The 19,216-nt window shown below is 68.3% G+C and carries 14 protein-coding genes, 1 pseudogene and 1 riboswitch; of the genes and pseudogenes, 6 read left to right on the top strand and 9 right to left on the bottom strand.

The window, feature by feature from the left end:
- Positions 1-124 precede the first annotated feature (124 nt).
- From Q0C38_RS13030 to Q0C38_RS13010, 5 genes are all read left to right on the top strand, one after another.
- Positions 125-4,852, top strand: coding sequence for a TIGR03118 family protein (locus Q0C38_RS13030; protein WP_291297534.1), 4,728 nt, complete (start codon positions 125-127; stop codon positions 4,850-4,852).
- A 199-nt stretch (positions 4,853-5,051) separates the two neighbouring features.
- Positions 5,052-5,162, top strand: a riboswitch (glycine riboswitch).
- A 48-nt stretch (positions 5,163-5,210) separates the two neighbouring features.
- A complete protein-coding gene (gcvT, locus tag Q0C38_RS13025; RefSeq protein ID WP_291297533.1) occupies positions 5,211-6,329 on the top strand; it encodes a glycine cleavage system aminomethyltransferase GcvT in 1,119 nt (372 codons plus the stop codon).
- 16 nt (positions 6,330-6,345) lie between these two features.
- Positions 6,346-6,720: a glycine cleavage system protein GcvH gene (gcvH, locus tag Q0C38_RS13020; protein WP_291297532.1), complete on the top strand. Its 375-nt coding sequence runs from the start codon at positions 6,346-6,348 to the stop codon at positions 6,718-6,720.
- 14 nt (positions 6,721-6,734) lie between these two features.
- Positions 6,735-9,632 carry an aminomethyl-transferring glycine dehydrogenase gene (gene gcvP / locus Q0C38_RS13015; protein WP_291297531.1) on the top strand — a complete coding sequence of 966 codons (2,898 nt, stop codon included), beginning with the start codon at positions 6,735-6,737 and terminating at the stop codon, positions 9,630-9,632.
- Positions 9,629-10,078 carry a GNAT family N-acetyltransferase gene (locus Q0C38_RS13010; RefSeq protein ID WP_291297530.1) on the top strand — a complete coding sequence of 150 codons (450 nt, stop codon included), beginning with the start codon at positions 9,629-9,631 and terminating at the stop codon, positions 10,076-10,078. Before gcvP ends, Q0C38_RS13010 begins: the two co-directional genes overlap by 4 nt.
- 42 nt (positions 10,079-10,120) lie before the next feature.
- Here Q0C38_RS13010 and Q0C38_RS13005 read toward each other — a convergent pair whose 3' ends face one another.
- From Q0C38_RS13005 to Q0C38_RS12970, 8 genes are all read right to left on the bottom strand, one after another.
- Complete coding sequence (locus Q0C38_RS13005) at positions 10,121-11,707, bottom strand: ABC transporter substrate-binding protein (RefSeq protein WP_291297529.1); 1,587 nt, start codon at positions 11,705-11,707, stop codon at positions 10,121-10,123.
- 207 nt (positions 11,708-11,914) lie between these two features.
- Positions 11,915-12,784: a hypothetical protein gene (locus Q0C38_RS13000; RefSeq protein WP_291297528.1), complete on the bottom strand. Its 870-nt coding sequence runs from the start codon at positions 12,782-12,784 to the stop codon at positions 11,915-11,917.
- A gap of 16 nt (positions 12,785-12,800) precedes the next feature.
- Positions 12,801-14,528, bottom strand: a complete 1,728-nt coding sequence (locus Q0C38_RS12995; RefSeq protein ID WP_291297527.1) for a hypothetical protein — start codon at positions 14,526-14,528, stop codon at positions 12,801-12,803.
- Between the two features lie 195 nt (positions 14,529-14,723).
- The gene (locus Q0C38_RS12990; protein WP_291297526.1) at positions 14,724-15,203 is read right to left on the bottom strand and encodes a F0F1 ATP synthase subunit B; all 480 of its coding nucleotides are present in this window, start codon (positions 15,201-15,203) and stop codon (positions 14,724-14,726) included.
- Positions 15,204-15,225: 22 nt separating this feature from the next.
- Positions 15,226-15,729 carry a F0F1 ATP synthase subunit B' gene (locus Q0C38_RS12985; protein WP_291297525.1) on the bottom strand — a complete coding sequence of 168 codons (504 nt, stop codon included), beginning with the start codon at positions 15,727-15,729 and terminating at the stop codon, positions 15,226-15,228.
- 100 nt (positions 15,730-15,829) lie between these two features.
- Positions 15,830-16,054, bottom strand: a complete 225-nt coding sequence (locus tag Q0C38_RS12980; RefSeq protein WP_291297524.1) for an ATP synthase subunit C family protein — start codon at positions 16,052-16,054, stop codon at positions 15,830-15,832.
- Between the two features lie 87 nt (positions 16,055-16,141).
- Complete coding sequence (locus Q0C38_RS12975; protein ID WP_291297523.1) at positions 16,142-16,879, bottom strand: F0F1 ATP synthase subunit A; 738 nt, start codon at positions 16,877-16,879, stop codon at positions 16,142-16,144.
- Positions 16,880-16,941: 62 nt separating this feature from the next.
- Positions 16,942-17,256, bottom strand: a complete 315-nt coding sequence (locus Q0C38_RS12970; RefSeq protein WP_291297522.1) for an AtpZ/AtpI family protein — start codon at positions 17,254-17,256, stop codon at positions 16,942-16,944.
- A 220-nt stretch (positions 17,257-17,476) separates the two neighbouring features.
- Here Q0C38_RS12970 and Q0C38_RS12965 point away from each other — a divergent pair, with 220 nt between their 5' ends.
- Positions 17,477-18,094 carry a matrixin family metalloprotease gene (locus Q0C38_RS12965; protein WP_291297521.1) on the top strand — a complete coding sequence of 206 codons (618 nt, stop codon included), beginning with the start codon at positions 17,477-17,479 and terminating at the stop codon, positions 18,092-18,094.
- 4 nt (positions 18,095-18,098) lie between these two features.
- Here Q0C38_RS12965 and Q0C38_RS12960 read toward each other — a convergent pair.
- Positions 18,099-19,216: pseudogene (locus Q0C38_RS12960) on the bottom strand (chromosome partitioning protein ParA); the annotation flags it as partial.

The following is a 19,216-nucleotide window of genomic DNA, read 5'->3' as shown; positions in this document are numbered from 1 at the left end:
CTCCACCCTCCAACGCCCACGGACCACCCGGCGTGCCGGGCATGCCAGCCATGCGTTCGCGTTCGTATTGCGATTGATTCTCATTTGCGGATAGCCTCGGGTCAACCGCACCGGGGAGAGATGCATGCCCGTCACCGCCTTCGACCAGGACAACCTCGTTTCCAGCCGCGCCGAGGATGGCGCGTTGATGCTCGACCCGGCCTTCATCAATGCCTGGGGGCTTGCCATCCGCCCGGCCGGTGCAGGCGGGCATTGGTGGATCACCAACACCGACACCAGCCGCGTGACGCTCTATGTCGGCGACAGCCCCACGGTGCCATTCACGCAGGACGGGCTTTCTGTTCTGGGCGTTCCCGGTGCGCCGGGGGGAGAGCCGATCACCATCGCGATCGACCCGCCCAGCATCAATGGCACTCCGCTGCCCGCGCCGAGCCCGACGCCCGCCACCGTCATGCCCCCCTCGAACCCCACGGGGCAGGTGTTCAGCGGCAGCGTGACCGACTTCCTGGTCGACGGCACGAGCCTGACGGGTGCTGCGCTCGACGACGCGCCGGCGCGGTTCATTACGGTGAGCGAGGATGGAACGATCGCCGCCTGGGGCGAGTTCGGCGCCACGCCAGCGCAGCGCATGGATGCCTTCGCGGTGGTGATCGACAACTCCGCCACCGGCGCCGTCTACAAGGGCGTGACGGTCAGCGCCGACAGCGGCAGCGGCCTGTTCCTCTACGCGGCGAATTTCCCGGGCAACGCCATCGAGGTCTATGACGGCGCGTGGGCCAGGGTGGCCACCGACGGCTTCGTGCTGACCGAGGCGCCAGGCGGGCGTGACCCAGCCCTCTACGCCCCCTTCAACATCGAGCGGGTGACGGATGCCGCGCGCGGCGAGGAGGTGCTGATCGTCGCCTACGCCAAGCTCGCCAACGCTGCCGAAGGCGAGGAGGAGTCAACGGACGGTTTCATCGCCAAGTACACGCTGGATGGCGAGCTCATCGCCACCTCCGATGCCGATGGGCTGTTCAACGCGCCCTGGGGCGTTGCCCTCGCCCCGGCTGAGTGGGGCGATTTCGACGGCGCGCTGCTCGTCGGCAATTTCGGTGACGGCCGCATCCTCGCCCTCGACGCCGAGACGCTGGCATTCGAAGGATTCCTGACGGAAGCAACCGGCGCGCCCATCGTGATCGACGGGCTGTGGGACCTGATCTTCGGCAACGGCGAGAGCCTCGGTGCCGCCGACCGACTCTATTTCGCGGCGGGGCCCGAGGAGGAGACGGAGGGGCTGTTCGGCTCGCTGGCGATCGCCGAGACCGGGGCCTCCGTCGGTCCCCGCGTCACGATGCCCGTCACGGGCGTGCTGCTCGCCGACCAGGGCGACAGCGCAATCGCGGGCAGCGGCAAGGTGCTGCTGCTGCGCGACCTCGATGGCGACGGCAGGGCTACGGGCGCGGGCGAAGTCACGGTGTTCTTCGACCACACCAACGCATCCGGCCTCGCCTCGCCAACGGAGAGCGTGTTCACGCTGCTGCAGGCCTCGGATCGTTCGGTCTATGCGGGCGATGGCATCACCGATGCCGTCTATCGCCTGGTCGACCGAAACAGGGACGGCGATGCGAACGACGCAGGCGAGGCGACGCTGTGGTTCTCGCAGGCGAACGCGGCAGGCTTCACGCTGCCGACGCCGAACGGCCTCGCTGAGGGGCCTGACGGGGCGATCTACATCGTCAATGCCGGCGTCGCGTCACGGCCGAGCGACTCGATCTACCGCACCGTCGACCTCAACGATGACGGCGATGCGAACGACGAAGGCGAGGCGACGCTCTGGCTCAACCTCCAGACGGTGGTCGCCACCTCCTCGCCCTTTGAGCTCGTGTTCTCTGGCAACGTCGCCTACCTGCTCGACCCGTCCGGCGCCGCCCCCGACACGATCTGGCGGATCGAGGATCGTGACGGAAGCGGCATGATCGAGGCGGCGACCGAGGTGACGGCCTTTGCCGTGAAGGAAACCGCCTTCGGCGCGCCGCTCGACTTCGCCCTCGGCCAGGATGGCGGGACGCTCCTGGTATGGGAATGGCTCGACAGTGCCCGCACGTCGTGGAGCCTGTACGGCCTCACCGATCTCGACGGCTCCGGTGCGATCGACCAGGCCCGGGAATCGGTCGAGCTTTGGAACTCGACGCTGCTGCCGGAGGGGTTCACGCCCTTCGCCGGCTTCGCCGTGGCCGGCGACGGGCTGGGCAACATCGTTCTGACATCGAACGGGGCTGCGCCCGGCCAGCGCTTCGTCGTCGCACTCGAGGACCGCAACGGCGACGGGCTCTATTCCGCTGACGAGACGACAATCCTCGCCTCCGCGGTCGACACACCCGATACGCTCCATCGCCCCCGCGCGGTCGAGTTCTTCGAGGGGCCGGTCGCTGCATCGAACACCGCGCTGGGTGCTGGCAACCATTTCTCGCTCTTCCTCAAGGACGGCGTCGTCTATGCGGCCGGGGAGAACATCGAGGCGCAGCTCTCGCTCCGCGAGGAAGGCTTCGACATTCCCGCCCCCGTGCCCATCGCGCTGCCGGACGGCTTCGAGGGCGAGATCGTTTCGGTGTCAGCGGGCCTGGTGCATGGCAGCCTGCTGACCGCCGATGGCGCTCTCTATACCTGGGGCTTCGGCAATTTCGGCCGCCTCGGGCATGGCGACCAGGAGAACCGCACGGTCGCCACACGGGTCGAGGCGCTGGCGGATGAGACCGTTGTCGTCGCCACCCACGGCAACGGTGCGTCCTACGCCATCACCGACACCGGCGCTCTCTACGCCTGGGGGCAGAACAGCAACGGCCAGCTCGGCATGGGCGACCTGACGAACAGGCTCGAGCCTGCGCGGGTGGAGGTGCTGGCTGGCAAAACGATCGTCGCCATCGCCACCGGCACGTCCCACACGCTGGCGCTGACGGCGGATGGCGAGGTCCTTGCCTGGGGTGCGAACCGGCAGGGGCAGCTCGGCTCTCCCGATGCGCTCTCTGGATCGGGCGCGCCGCTGACTCGCGTCACCACGCCGGTGAAGGTCGAGGGGCTGCCCGACAACGTGGTGTCGATCAGCGCATCGACGCTCACCTCCTACGCCATCACCGCCGATGGGCGCGTGTTCGGCTGGGGCGAGGGCCGCTTCGGCCAGCTCCTGCAGGGCACCGACAACGGCGACGGCACCTTTGACCCCGCGTCCGCCAACGTGCTCGTGCCGGTCGAGCTCACCGGGCTTCCGGGCAACGTCGTCGATGTGAAGGGGGGCGCACGCTGGGCCGTCGCGCTGACGGAAGATGGCGATGTCTACGCCTGGGGCCCGAATGACGAGGGCCCGACCGGCGGGCTCGACGGCGACCAGGCAGCGGAGAGCGATGCTTCGTTCCACCCGACCAAGATCGCCGCCCTCGATGCCGCCTTCATCGTCGAGATCGCGACGGGGCCGAACCACGTGATGGCGCGCGCCGCCGATGGCCGCATGTTCACTTTCGGCGCCAACAGCGATGGCCGTCTCGGCTACGTGACGGAGGGGCTGACCACGACGCCCGCCATGGTGCAGTTCCCCGCCGATGCCGCGCCCTGGCTCGTGACGGCGGAGCCTTACGACAACGCAACGGGCGTGGTGCGCAACGGCCCGATCACGCTCACCTTCACCGAGGCGGTCATGCGCGGCGAGGGCACGATCACGCTCGCCAATCTCGATGACCCGTCGGCCTCCATCACGGTCGACGTGACGGATGCGTCCCTCGTGGCGATCAATGGCAGGGTGGTGACGCTCACCCTCCCCGAGGTGCTCGGGCCGGTGACGCGCTACGCCATCAGCATCACGGAAGGGGCCTTCCGCGATGGCGCGGGCCAGGCCTATGCCGGCATCGACGCCGATGACGCGGCGAGCTTCAACATCCGCACCGGGGCGGGCGTCACGGTCGCCCCCGTCTCGACCGCTGCGCTGAAGGTGAGCCAGGAGGGCGGCGGCACGCCGCCCGGGACGTTGCAGGGCGGTGCGCTGCTCGACCCGGCAGCACTCGGCGCCGTCGAGACCGCGCCGATCACCCTCGGCGGCACCACCTGGGCGAGGATCGAGAACGAGGGGGTGTGGAACGGGCTCAAGAACCTCGCCCTCGACGGGTTCGACGCCGCCTGGGGCGATCACCTGCTCGTCGCCAACTTCGTCGATGTGCGCCTCGACCTCGCCGACGCCGGCAACACCGACCTCACGCTCACCGTTGTCGGCGCCAAGCGCGGGGAAATCGAGACGGCGGCAGGCGACGATGACGTGACGGTGCTGCTGCACAGCAACACGAGCGATTGGTCGAACGTGACGGTCATCAAGACCGGTGCGGGGGATGACGTGATCACGCTCGGCACCGTCGGGGCCTCGGGGCTCGATGACCTGCTTCTGGCCGACAACGCTGCGCCGGCGAACGGCTCGTTCTGGAACGGCCGCTATGACGGGCGCTTCTCCACCGTCACGGTCGAGGCCGGGGCGGGGGATGACGTCATCATCGCCGACGGGCGGATGAACCTCACCGCCTTCGGGGGCGAGGGTGATGACCGGCTGGTGGCCGGCCGCGGGCGTGACCTGCTGTCGGGCGGGGAGGGCGATGACGTGTTCGTGCTCTCCGCCACCACCGGGCAGGGCGACGTCATCCTCGACTTCGCGGGTGCGGGCGACGAGGGGGGCGATCAGCTCGAACTCGCCGGCTTCGGGGCGGGCGCCGCGCTCAACCACCTCGGCGGCGGCCTCTGGCTCGCCTCCGGCGCGGCGGGAGAGGCGTCGTTCATGCTGCTGGCCGGCGGTGCCGCCGTCACGGCCCTGGTGGCGGAGGACTATGCGTTCGTATGAGCCATCGATGACCGGGGCCGGTTCAGGCAAAGACGCCGCTTGAACCGGCCCCTTGAACAACCTGGGCCATTGGTGCACATACGACGGGTTCAAACCCCCCCGTGCGGGAGAGAGCGAGGAACGGCAGCGATGCCCGCCCTTGCCGCCGAAGGCGCAACCGGCCCCCGGAAACGCTCAGGCACAAAGGACCGCTTCGGGGTGACGAATCTCTGGAAAGCCGGCACCAGCGTTTGCGGTGTCGCACCGACGGAGTAAGGGCGCAGGCCATCAGGCGCCCGAATCTCTCAGGTCACGGGACAGAGGGGGGTCGTGCCGCCGGCGTCGTGCCGGGGGAAGCGACCATGTCCTCGGGGGTTTCGTGACAGACCATTCTGTGAACGGCCAGTTGAACACCACGCCGCTGGATGCCCTTCACCGTTCGCTCGGCGCGCGGATGGTGCCCTTCGCTGGCTACGCCATGCCGGTGCAGTACCCGGCCGGCATCATGGCCGAGCATGCCGCCTGCCGCGACAAGGCGGCGCTGTTCGATGTCAGCCACATGGGCCAGGGCGTTCTGCGCGGCGAGGGCGCTGCCGCGGCCCTCGAGGCGCTGACGGCGGCCGATGTGCAGATCCTGAAGCCCGGGCGACAGAAATACGCCCTGCTGACCTCGCCCGAGGGCGGCATCCTCGACGATTTCATGGTCGCCAACCGCGGCGATCACCTGTTTCTCGTGGTCAACGCCGCCTGCAAGGATGCCGACTTCGCCCACATCGCCGCGCACATGCCAGGCGGCGTCAGGCTCGAACGGTGGGAGGATCGGGCGCTGCTCGCGTTGCAGGGCCCCGCGGCCGAGGGCGTGATGGCACGCATGGGCGGCGTGGAGGCAGCGTCGCTCCCCTTCATGGGCATCGTCGAGACCACGGTTGCCGGTATCCCCGTGCTCGCCTCGCGCTCGGGCTACAGTGGCGAGGATGGGTTCGAGATCTCGGTCGCCGCCGACAAGGCCGAGGCGCTGGCCAAGGCCCTGCTGGCCGATGCCGACGTCGCCCCCGCCGGGCTTGGCGCGCGCGACAGCCTTCGTCTCGAGGCCGGATTGTGCCTCTACGGCAACGATATCGACACGACGACGAGCCCGGTCGAGGCAGCGCTGGTGTGGACCATCGGCAAGCGGCGGCGAAGCGAGTGGAATTTCGCCGGGGCTGAGCGCATCCGCGCGGAGCTCGAATCGGGCCCGAAGCGGCTTCGCGTCGGCATCCGCCCCGATGGCCGCGCGCCTGCCCGCGCGCACACGACGATCATCGCCGCCGATGGCAGGCCGATCGGTGAGGTCACGTCAGGCGGGTTCGGCCCGACACTCGCCGCCCCCATTGCCATGGGCTATGTCGCCACCCCCTTTGCCGCCGATGGCACGGCCATCGAGTTGATGGTGCGCGGCAAGCCGTTGCCCGCCCGAGTCACTTCCACGCCCTTCGTCCCGCACCGCTACAAGCGCTGAACCAGGAGCCACCCGAATGAGCGAGATCCGTTTCTCCAAGGACCATGAGTGGGTGCGCTTCGAAGGCGATGTCGCGACCATCGGCATCTCCGACCATGCGCAGACCGCGCTCGGCGATATCGTATTCGTCGAGCTCCCCGAGGTTGGGCGCGAGGTCGAGGCGGGCGAGGCCTGCGCGGTGGTCGAGAGCGTGAAGGCGGCGTCCGACATCTACGCCCCGCTCGCCGGCCGCATCGTCGAGGTGAACGCGGGGCTGACCGACAACCCAGGCCTGGTGAACGCAGAGCCGTTGGGCGATGGCTGGTTCTTCCGCATCGAGCCGAAGGACGGAGCGGAGCCGGAAGCCCTGATGGACGAGGCCGCCTACGCCGCCTTCCTCGAGACGCTGTGAACGGGAGAGACGCCATGAACGCCTTCGCAGAATTCGAGAGCCTCTCCGCCCATGACGGGTTCGTCTCCCGCCACATCGCACCCTCGGGCGCCGAGCAGGCAGCGATGCTCGCCACCCTCGGCCTCGCTGACCGCGCCGCGCTCGTGTCGAAAACCGTTCCGGCCTCGATCCGCACCCACGCGGCGATGGCGATCCCGCCCGCGCGCAGCGAGGCAGAGGTGCTGGCCGAGCTCGCCGCGCTGGCGGCCGAGAACCGCAGCGACATCCGCAGCCTGATCGGGCTTGGCTATCACGGCACGCATGTGCCGCCCGTCATCCTCCGCAACGTTCTCGAGAACCCCGGCTGGTACACCGCCTACACGCCCTACCAGGCGGAGATCGCGCAGGGCCGCCTCGAGGCGCTGCTGAACTACCAGACCGTGATCACCGACCTCACCGGCATGGAAATCGCCAACGCCTCGCTGCTCGACGAGGGCACGGCGGCGGCGGAGGCGATGTCGCTCGCGCTGCACGCGCAGAAGGGGTCGAGCAAACTCTTCCTCGTCGCCGATGACTGCCATCCGCAGACGCTCGCGGTGGTGGAAACCCGCGCGCGGCCGCTCGGCGTCACGGTGCGTCGCGTTGGCTTCGCCGGGCTTGCCGAGGCGTGCGCCGGGAAGCCCTTCGGCATGCTCGTGCAGAACCCCTCGACGACCGGCGAGATCCGCGACCTCACGGCGGTTCTCGCCGCTGCCAAGGGCGCGGGCGCGATGGCGATCGTCGCGGCCGACCTGCTGTCGCTCACGCTCATGAAGCCGCCCGGCGAGATGGGGGCGGACGTCGTCGTCGGCTCGGCCCAGCGCTTCGGCGTGCCGTTCGGCTATGGCGGGCCGCACGCGGCGTTCTTCGCCACGCGCGATGCGTTCAAGCGGCAGATGCCCGGCCGCCTCGTGGGCGTATCCGTCGATGCCGCCGGGCGGCCCGCGCTCAGGCTCGCGCTGCAGACGCGCGAGCAGCACATCCGCCGCGAGAAGGCGACGTCGAACATCTGCACCGCGCAGGTGCTGCTCGCGGTCATGGCGGGGATGTACGCGGTGTGGCACGGGCCCGAGGGCCTCGTTCGCATCGCGAAACGCTGCAACCTCGCCGCGCGCCTCGTCGCAGATGCGGCACGCGGCCTGGGCTTCGCCCCGCGGCACGCGGCCTTCTTCGATACCGTCACGCTCGACTGCGGTGCGAAGGCCGATGCGGTGATGGCGGCGGCGCTCGCGAAGGGCATGAATCTCCGCCGTGTGTCGGCCACCGATGTCGGCATCGCGATGGACGAGACGGTGACGCGGGCCGACATCGACGCGCTGGTCGCCGCCCTCGCCGAAGCCTCGGGCGGTGCAGCACCTGCCGTGATGCCCTCGGCCCCCGCCTCGATCCCGGGCACGCTCTCACGCAGCAGCGGCTTCCTCCGCCAGGCGGTGTTCTCCTCGCACCACGCCGAGCATGAGATGCTGCGCTACCTCAAGCGGCTCGAGGACAAGGACGTGGCGCTGAACCGCTCCATGATCCCGCTCGGCTCCTGCACGATGAAGCTGAACGCAACGGCCGAGATGATCCCGGTGACGCTGCCGGGCTTCGGCGGCATCCACCCCTTCGCACCGGCCGACCAGGCGCAGGGCTACCGCACGCTCATCACGCGGCTGGAACAGTGGCTGTGTGCGGCGACCGGCTTCGCCGCCGTCTCGCTCCAGCCCAACGCTGGCAGCGCGGGCGAGTATGCGGGGTTGCTCGCCATCCGCGGCTGGCATGAGAGCCGCGGCGACACCCATCGCGACATCTGCCTCATCCCCACCTCGGCGCACGGCACCAACCCGGCGTCGGCCGTCATGGCCGGCTTCCGCGTCGTCGCGGTGGCCTGCGACAAGGACGGCAACGTCGACATCGCCGATCTGCGCGCGAAGGCCGAGGCGAACGCGGTGAAGCTCGCGGCGCTGATGGTCACCTACCCCTCGACGCACGGCGTGTTCGAGGAGGGCATCGCCGAGATCTGCGCGATCGTCCACGCCCAAGGCGGCCAGGTCTACATGGATGGCGCCAACATGAACGCGCAGGTGGGGCTGACCAGCCCTGCGGCGATCGGTGCCGACGTGTGCCACCTCAACCTGCACAAGACGTTCTGCATCCCCCACGGCGGCGGTGGCCCCGGCGTCGGGCCGATCGGGGTCGCGGCGCATCTCGCACCGTTCCTGCCGAACCACCCGCTGGTCGAGGGTGCCGGGCCCGCGACAGGCCCCGGCCCGGTGGCGAGCGCACCCTGGGGCAGCGCCGGAATCCTGCCGATCCCCTACGCCTATATCGCGATGATGGGCGAGGCCGGCGTGCGCGAGGCGACCGAGGTCGCGATCCTCAACGCCAACTACATCGCGCACCGTCTGGCACCCCACTACCCGATCCTCTATCGCGGTGCAGAGGGGTTCGTGGCGCATGAGTGCATCATCGACTGCCGCGGCTTCCAGGCCTCGGCCGGCGTGATGGTGGAGGACATCGCCAAGCGCCTGCAGGACTACGGGTTTCACGCGCCCACCATGTCCTGGCCCGTCGCGGGCACGCTGATGATCGAGCCGACGGAGAGCGAGGCGAAGTCCGAGCTCGACCGGTTCTGCGACGCGATGATCGCGATCAGGAGCGAGATCGCGGCCGTGGAGGAGCGTCGCTGGCCGGTCGGCGACAACCCGCTGAAGAACGCGCCGCACACGGCAGAAGAAATCACCGCCGAGACGTGGACGCACCCCTACTCGCGCGAGGTGGCGGCGATGCCGCTGCCCTTCGTGGCGGCAGCGAAATACTGGCCGCCCGTCAAGCGCGTCGACAACGTCTATGGCGATCGCAACCTCGTCTGCACCTGCGAGCCGATGGAGAGCTACGCCGAGGCGGCGGAGTGAGCGCCAACACCGTCGTCCCGGTCGCGCCGGAGCATCGGCCGGCCTGGGGGCGCCTCTATGCCGGCTATGCCGCGTTCTACAAGGTCGAGCAGACCGAGGCGATGCGCGACACGGTATGGGGCTGGCTGATGGACCCTGCGCACGAGGTGAACGGCCTCGTGGCACTCGGTGCGTCGGGGGAGCCCGTGGGGCTTGCGCATTACCGCCCCTATGCGCGGCCCTTGCGCGGCGGCTATGGCGGGTTCCTCGATGACCTGTTCGTCGACCCCGCGCAGCGTGGCCAGCGCATCGCCGATACGTTGATCGAAGCGGTGGCAGCGCTCGGGCGCGAGAAGGGCTGGGGCGTGATCCGCTGGATTACGGCCGATGACAACTACCGCGGCCGCGGCGTGTATGACCGCCTGGCGACGCGGACGATGTGGATCACCTACGACAAGATGCTATAGCGCGAGGCGGCGCCCCCGTGTGGGAGGCGCCGCCGCTTTGCCCTACTGGCGAACCCGCACGAAGCGCAGCGGGAACTGGTTGTCGGCGAGCTGCGCGAGGTCGATGTTCTGCTTCGCCGCCCACACCAGCGTCTGCTGGTGCAGCGGGATGTAGGCGACGTCGTCCTTCACGATCTGCAGGCCCTCGGCGATCAGCGCGTTGCGCTTCGCCTGGTCGGTCTCGATCGCGATGCGGTCGATCAGCTCATCGAGCTTCGGGTTCGCATAGCCGCCGTTGTTGAACACGCCGCGCCGCCCGTCGCCCCGCGAGCCCGCGAGGTTGTAGAGGACGTTGTGCGCGTCATACGTGTTGGGCGTCCAGCCGAGCATGTAGAACGACGTGTTGTAGCCGGGCCCATTCACCTCGGCGAAGAAGCGCGCACGCGTCTGCGCCACGAGCGTCACGCGAACCCCCACGCGCGCCAGCATGGAGGTGACGGCCTGGCAGATCGCCTCGTCGTTCACGTAGCGGTCGTTCGGGCAGTCGAGCGTCACGCCGAAGCCCTGCGGGTAGCCGGCCTCGGTGAGCAGGCGGCGCGAGGCATCGGGGTCGAACGGCAGGCGCTGGTCGAGGGCCTGGCTGAACCCGTTCACACCGGGCCCGAGCAGCAGCCCGGTGTTGCGCGACTGGCCGCGCATCGTCCGGCTCGCGATCGCCTGCATGTCGATCGCCTGGTAGAAGGCGCGGCGGACGCGGATGTCCTGGAACGGGTTCTTGCCCTTCACGTCCGACTTCAGCAGCTCGGGCCGAAGCTGGTCCATGCCGAGGTAGATCGTGCGCAGCTCCGGCCCCTGGTGCAGGCGAAGCCCCGGCGCGCGGCCGATCCGCTCCATGTCCTGCGGCGGCACGGTGTAGATCATGTCGACCTCGCCCGAGAGCAGGGCGGCGACGCGCGTGGCATCGTTGCTGATGACGTTGAACTCGACGCGGGTGAGGTTGTGCTCCACCCGGTCCCACCAGCCCGGGTTCGGCTCGAGCACCGTGCGGCGATCGGGCTCGCGCGAGACCAGGCGGAACGGGCCCGTGCCGTTGGCATTGCGGGTGGCGAAGTTCTCCTCACGCCGTGTCAGCTCCGCGGCGTTCACCGCGTTGTTCTTCTCGGCCCAGATCTTGGACATGATCTGCCAGGAGGTGATCTCCTCGAGGAAGATCGGGTTCGGCACGCGGGTGACGAACTCGACCGTGAGATCGTCGACCTTCCGCACCTCCTTCACCGAGGCGAGGAAGGAGGCGATGTTCGACCCGGGCCCCGTGGCGCGCTGGAAGCTGAACACCACGTCGTCGGCGGTGAACGGCGAGCCGTCATGGAAGCGCACGTTGGGGCGGAGGGCGAAGCGCCAGACGTCGGGCGCCGGCTGGCTCCACGAGACGGAGAGCGAGGGCTCGACCTTCAGGTTGCGGTCACGCCTGACCAGCGGCTCCATCATGTTCTGCGTGAAGGTCAGCAGGAACGTCTCCTGCCGCGTGTAGCTGTCCATGCTGTTGGCGTCGCCGTCATTCGCCCAGCGGAACACGTTGGCGTCCGCTGGCGCGGCAAGGCCGAGCGCGAACGCACTGAGGAACGCGCCCGAAAGAAGTGCCCGTCGCATCGTCGATGTCTCCCGTTGCCGAGCCGCGCGACCGATGCCGCCGCCCCCGTTGGCGCAACGATGAAGAGAGGCGGGGGCAGAGGCAAGCCTCCACGCGAAAACCTGCCGCGGCCGCATTTCATTTCACGAACGAAAATGCCCCGGCAGTGCCGGGGCGTAGACGCAACCAAACGATGGTTCCCAACAGTCAGGCTTTGTGGCTGCCCGTCATGCCGTCGGCGTGACCAGGGTCAGCGCGATCGCGTTCTGTGCCACGCCGGCGGCCGTCGCGCGCGGCAGCGGCCGTTTGTCCTTGGTCTTGAGCGTCGCAAGGCCAGTGAAGAACTTCGTCCGATCGGCCGTGTACTGTGGCGCAAGCTCGAGCGCCATGTTGCCGGCGTCCTCGAAGCTCGACCACATGAACGGCATGGTGAGAGGGTTCGTCTTGACGATGAATTGCAGGAGCATGATCAGGTCGGCGCTCGTTGCGTTCGGCGACTTCGCGATGTAGTCAGCGATATCCTTCCAGTAGGCTTCTGATGTCTCCGCTTTCTTCTCTGCCGCGAACGCCATCAGCTTCGCCGTCACCTCGTCAGGCAGGCCGAGGCCATCGAGTGACTTGCCGGTCATCGCCTTGTACAACCCCTCGAACATCTGCATCAGCATGGGACCGAATAGCGTCAGGCCGGTGACGAGGTACATGAACTTCGAGCCCGCCCACTCTTTTTGATCGGCCGGCTTCTTATTGTCTGGCTCGGAATCCTTCTTGTTGTTCTCGTCGCTATCAAGGATTTCCTTGACCTTTTTTTCGGCTTTATCCTTTGTCTCGGACCTCTTTGGTTTTGCGGCTTTCTCGACCGGGTCGCGGACGGGCTTGCTCCGAACCTCGTCCATCTCCGGCGCGATGAGGGTCGACTTGCCAAGCTTGTCGCTGAGCTCGGAGACCTTCTGCGAAAGTTCGGTCATCCGCCTTGTGAGCTCGACGGTCTGGCGTGACCTGATCTCGCGGAGCTTATCTTCCTCTTCTCCAATTCGCTCATTGGCTTCTTCCTCGGTCTTGGGCTCTTCCTCGAACTTGACTTCGCGTTCAATTGCCATTTTCTGCCTCCTGCTTTCACGGACAGGTCCAGGTCCAGAACTGGTCGCCTTCCTTGAGTTCGCCCTGCGATGGGGATGGCTTCGTGTCAGCCCGGCCGCGCGCATAGAGGCGGGGCTTGAGGTCGTTCGGGCCGATCGCGAGCAGGAGAGAGGCTCCGCTAGGCACGTCGAGCCAGTCCGTCTCGGGGCCGATGGGTGATTCGCCCTTACCGTCTGCGTCGCAGTAGGCGAAGCAGTACCGCTTGCCGGCGCCGGCCGACGCGCCGGTTGCCTGTGGTGGCGGGGCCTTTGGCGGCACGACTGCCACCGGAGGCGGTACGAGCGGCGGCAACGCCGGGACCGGCGGCAGGCCGAGCGTTGCGTCAAGGACGGTGTCGATGACGCGCTCGGTGACGTTGTCGGGCAGCATCAGCGCCACCTCTGCCTCGTCGGGCGGCTCGTGTGTCGGTGGCAACGGAGAGGGAGGCTTACTCTCACGCACGATCCTGTACACGACGCGCGTCTGGGTAAGCCTTGCCGTCGTCTCGTCGCACGGCACGGTCAGGCGTGGCACAGCCGTGCCGCCCGGCGAGGCTTCCCAGGGCGACCAGACGATCGGGCTGGTCTTGTCACCGTGCTGGAACTGCACCCCCCAGGCGACGGCGTTTCCCTTCGCCACGTTCCAATAACCGGCGACGCCGACGTCGGTCCAGGCAACGCTGATGGCGGAGCGCGGAGGCTGCGGTGCGAGATCACTCGCCTGGTCCACCTGGTCGTGGAGCTGTGCATAGATCTTCCTGACACTGGCCATGTCGGTGTCGAACTGCGCCAGCACGGTGTTCCTGTAGCCTTCGAGCGCGGCCTGCACGCTGCTTAGCTTGCAGATCCAATACGGTTGCGGGTTACCGCGCGTCGAGCCAGGAGGAAGCGGATGGAAACGGAGTTCATCCGTTTCCATGTGCTGCTTCTGGTCGCTGATGATTGGATCGAGAATGTAGTGTGACTCTTCGGAGTGCGAAAAAACCCAGTACGAATTCGAACCATCCGTCTTCACCTCAAGGACGTCTGATCGCTTCTTCCTGAGGGCCGCGATGAACGCCTCGCACGTCTTTCGCTCGTCGCCATCAGGACCACAGTACTGGTTGACGAAATTCACGAGATCGTCGTAGTCGGCACGAAGGTCGCCTTTTGCCTTGCGCAGTTCAGCAGCCGCGCTTCGATCGCCCCTGCGCGTCCGCTTTGCCAGGACCGCAACGATGCCGCCAGACAGTTCGACGATGACCTTGCGGGCGATGACGAGGCCAAGCAGGAGGTTCATGTAGGCCGACACTGCCGCCACCCCGGCCGCGTAGCCCGCCGCGTCGGCGATGGCGACATCGAGAAGGCCGTTCAGTTCCTTCACCGGGTCGGTCCCGACCTGCAGCATGGCATTGAAGCTGTTCTTCGCCTTGGCGAGGGCATTCGCCTCGTAGTCCGACCCCTTGGCCGATTCCCAGTCGCGCAGCACGAGGTCGACGCCACTCTTGATCGCCGCGAGCCGGGCCTTGGCAGCGCCGAGGCTTGCCGCGTTGCCGATCTGGTCCGGCAGCGCGGCAATGGCGTCGAGAATGATCTTGTCCTTGTCTGGCGCCGGCGGTGTCGGCAGCAGCATCGCGAAGATCTGCAGGCCGACCATGACGAAGGGGCCGGCGGGCGGCGGGATGGCCATGGACACGGTGCTGGCGAGTTCCGCACCTTGTCGCAGCGCGCTGAATGGATCGGCCAACGTCCACCCCTCCCTTCAGGTTGAAGTCTCCTGTCTTCGTTCCCAATACGGTAGCAGAACGGTATCGCAACGCAAGGATCTTTGCGCAACGAAGGAGATGCGCCAGGTAGAGACGTGCATTCGCGAGTACAACGGTGCAAACGCAAACGCCCCGGACGATGCCGGGGCGTCAACGCAGCCGATCGGGGAAAAAGGTCAGTGCAACTTCTGGGGAATGTCGGCGATCGCGGCGTCGACCAGCGAGGCGTGGCCGTCCTGCGTCAGCCCCGACGCGATCAGGTTCCGCGCGGCAGCGATCGCGACATCGGCCGCTGCGTTGCGCACTGCGGCGGCGGCCTCGGCTTCGGCCGCGGCGATGCGGTCGAGCGCCATCTTCTCGCGCCGCTTCAGCGCGACGTCGAGCTCGACGCGGGCTGCCTCCGTCACGCGCGCCGCCTCCTCGCGGGCATGGGCAAGAAGGGCGGCTGCCTCCTTCTCGGCATCGGCCCGCGCAGCCTCGGCGCGCTTCAGCATCGCCTCGGCCTCGGTGCGAAGCCGCTGCGCTTCGTCGATCTCCGCCTTGATGCGGGCGGAGCGTGCATCGAGCCCGCTGAGGAAACGGCCGATCAGCGGCTTCCACGCCAGCGCAATGAAGATGACGAAGGAGATCGCGACCCAGAATTTCGGATCAGACATGGTGTTCGCCCCTTCGTTCCGCTCAGCGCCGCTGGCCGGCGGCGAGTGCTGCATCGACGGCAGCGACCACCGCGCCCGCATCCGGCATCAGCCCGGTGAGCTTGGCGGTCGCTTCCGCCGCTGCCTCGGCGGCGATGGTGCGCACGGCACCGAGCGCCTGGTCCTTGGCTGCGGTGATGCGCGCCTCCGCCGCGGCAAGGTCTGCCGCGAGCCGTGAGCCGAGATCGGCCTCCGCCTTCACGGCCTCGGCCTTCGCCGCATCGACGGCAGCCCGCAGTGCGGCCTGCGCCTCGGCGCGTGCCTTCTGCCCGGCCTTCTCCTGCGCGGCGATTGCGGCATCGGCGTCAGCCTTCAGCGCGCGCGCGGTCTCGAGGTCGGCGGTGATCGCCGCCTCCCGGTCCGCGAGCACCCGTGCGATGGGCGGCAGAGCCACCTTCGACAGGAGCACGTAGAGCGCGCCGAAAATCACCAGGAGCCAGAGCACCTGGGTGAGCACCAGCGGGTTGGCGAAATCGAGCTGCGGCATCCGAACCTCCCGGTCGCGATCGATGGCCCGCCCCATCCGCGCCGGTCCCGCGTGGCGCCCAATGGCGCGCCACGCGGGCGGCAGGATCAGGCGACCAGGATCAGGCGAAAAGGATCAGGAAGGCGATCAGCAGCGCGAACAGCGCGACGGCTTCCGTGAGCGCGAAGCCGAGAATGCCGATCGGGAACACCGCGTCGCGGGCGGCCGGGTTGCGTGCCACCGCGGTGATCAGCGACGAGAAGATGTTGCCGATGCCGAGACCCACGCCGAACAGCGCGATGACAGCAATACCGGCCCCGAGGGCCTTCGCGGCGGCGACTTCCATCTGAGTATCCCTTTCCTTGAGAGCGAAGAGTGTTGCGAGGTGGCTGAACGAGTGACTGACGGGCCGTTGTTGCAGTGCAGGTGGGGTTCAGTGCAGGTGGACGGCGTCGTGCAGGTAGATGCAGGTCAGGATGGCGAACACATAGGCCTGCAGGAAGGCGACGAGGAACTCGAACCCGACCAGTGCGACGTTGAGCGCGAGCGGGGCGGCGGCACCGATGATGCCGATGCCGCCCAGGCTGCCGAGCAGCACCACGAAGGTGGCGAACACCTTCAGCATGACGTGCCCGGCGACCATGTTGGCGAACAGACGCACCGAGAGGCTCACCACGCGGGAGAGGTAGGAGATGATCTCGACCGGGATGATGATCGGCGCGAGCGCGATCGGCGCGCCCTCGGGGAAGAAGTAGCCGAAGAACTTCATGCCGTGGATGGCCAGCGCCACCGCGGTGATCAGGATGAACACCACGAGCGCGAGCGTGAACGTCACCGCGATGTGGCTCGTGAAGGTGAACGAGTACGGCACCATGCCGAGCAGGTTGCCGAACAGCACGAACATGAAGAGCGTGAACACGAAGGGGAAGAACTTCCGCCCCTCATGCCCGACCTGCTCATCGACCATCCCGTGCACGAACTGGTAGGAGACCTCGGCGAGGCCCTGCAGGCGGCCGGGAACGCGCGCGCGCGGCTGCATGCCGAGCACCATGAGCGCCGAGATCGCGACACCCGCGATCAGCATGTAGAGATTGCTGTTGGTGAAGCCGGCAACGATGGGCGTGAGCTCGAACTGGCTCAGCGCATCGATCGTCTTGCCTTCAACCGCCATCACGCCCCCCGGCAGTCATCATCGCCGGCACCCCATGGCGCCGGCGCGTTGACCTGACCCTTCTACCTTCGCCGTCCCAGCATCAGCCGGTAGACGTTCGTCACGCCCGCCGCACCGCCCAGGAACAATCCCGCGACGAGGAACAGGGGGCGGGTTCCGGCCCACCAGTCGGCCGCGAGCCCAAGCCCGACGCCGACCACGAGGGCCGAAGCCACCTCGAGCCCGGCACGAAGGCCAAGGCCCCAGGGGCTGCCTGCCTGACGACCTGCGTTCTCGGGCCTGTCGAGGCCCTGCTTCGCACGCGCCGCTGCAAGTCGTGCCTCGAACGAGGCATCCTTCGCGGCGTCGCCCGGCGCGCGTTTGTCCGGATCGTCCAACCCATGCTCCTTCGTTCGGCGGAAGCGCCGCCCGGAAGGCGCGGGCTACCTAGCCGCCGGGCAGGGGGGTGTCAAGAAACTGCGTGCTGCGCTGCGGCGGATCATGCTCGATGCGCCGCGGCCGTCATGATCGCAGCCCCGCGTGCGGCCTGTCACACGCGATCGCAGGCAAGAGGCGCGACCCTCGCTGCGATCGTCACGCCCATCGCCGGAGAATACCATGCCCGCCCCTCTTTACATCCATCTCGACCTCGCCGAGCTTGCCGCACTCGAGCAGGTGATGCAGGACAGAGCCAGCGGACTGATCGTCCGCGGCCCGGTGTTCAGCAGCGACTTGGGCAGGCCCGCGAAGCTGTGCGAGGCGGTGCGAGCGCTGTTCGCGCCGCTTGGCGATGCCGTCTTTATCCGGCTGGGGGACGGAACGGGCAGCGACAGATTCCTCAAGGCCGATTTCGCCTGGAACGCAGATCCTGACATCGGCGGCGTCTCTGCCGAGGGGCTGGGGCGAACCAAGCTCGGGCCCTTCAACCGACGCGCGGCGGACGCCAACCGCCCCGTGACGGGCTACATCTTCGAAGGTGTGATCGGCTCCTGGATCGGCGAACTGCTCGGCGGGGCGACGATCTCGGCAACCAACGTCTTCGCCTGCTTCATCGCCCATGAACTTGGCCACCAACTGGGCGTCGGCCATGTCCAGGCGAAGGACGACATCATGTTCGCCTGGAAAGGCCAGACGCTGGCCGACCGCAAGCAGTATCTGCGGCTGGCCAACGATGTCAGGCTGGGCTTCACACCTGCCCAGGTGGCGACGATGAAGGCGACGATCGCGAAGCCTTGACGGGTTACTCCGCCGCCATCGGTGGGGCGACGAAGCCCTCAGCGACCGTGAGATCGACCGAGACGAGGCGGGAGATGCCGCGCTCGGGCATCGTCACGCCGTAGAGCCGGTCCATCCGCGCCATGGTCAGGCGGTGGTGCGTGACGACGAGGAAGCGCGTGCCGGTCTGCCTCGCGATCTCGTCCAGCATGCCGCAGAAGCGGCCGACATTCGCGTCGTCGAGCGGTGCGTCCACCTCGTCCAGCACGCAGATCGGCGCTGGGTTGGTGAGGAACACCGCGAAGATGAGGGAAAGCGCCGTGAGCGCCTGCTCGCCGCCCGACAGCAGGCTCAGCGTCGTCAGCTTCTTGCCTGGCGGGGAGGCCATGATCTCGAGGCCGGCCTCGAGCGGATCGTCCGAGTCGACCATCTTCAGGTGTGCCGCCCCGCCGCCGAACAGGCGCGTGAACAGGTCCTGGAAGTGGCGGTCGACCTCGGCGAAGCAGGCCATCAGCCGCTCGCGCCCCTCGCGGTTCAGCGCCCCGATCGCCCCGCGCAGCTTGGCGATCGCGGCCGTCAGGTCATCGCGCTCGGCGTGCAGCGTGGCGATGCGCTGCTCGACCTCCTCCGCCTCGCGCTCGGCGGCGAGGTTGACGGGGCCCATCTGGTCACGCTCGCGCGTCAGGCGCTCGAGCTTCCTCGCCGCCGTCTGCTCCGCCTCGGCATAGGGCTCGGCCACCGGCACGTCCCGCAGCAGCGCCTCGACCGTCAGCCCGAGTCGTTCGACGAGGTCGCGCGCGAGGTCGGTGGCGGTGGCCTCGGCCTGCGTCACGGCCCCTTCGGCGCGGACGCGGGATTCGCGGGCAAGTGCCAGCGCAGCCTCGGTCTCGCGCATCGCGCGGCCCGAGACGCTCGCCTCCTGCTCGGCGCGGTTGAGCATGTCGGCGGAGGTGTTGCGCGCTGCCTCGGTGGAGGCGAGCAGCGTCTGCGCCTCGCTGCGTGCGACGGCGAGCCGCCCCGGCGCGTCGACCAGCGCAGCCGCCTCCTGCTCGGCCTCGGTGCGGCGTGCTGCAAGTTCCGCCCCGCGCGTGCCGGCACCAGCGGCGCGGCCGGCCCAGGCCTCGCGTTCGCGCGCGATCGCGG

The sequence above is a fragment of the Elioraea sp. genome (assembly GCF_022842375.1).
Taxonomy (GTDB): Bacteria; Pseudomonadota; Alphaproteobacteria; order Acetobacterales; family Acetobacteraceae; genus Elioraea_A.
Note: the sequence above shows the minus strand (reverse complement) of the source record. Positions and strands in the feature narration are given on the sequence as shown.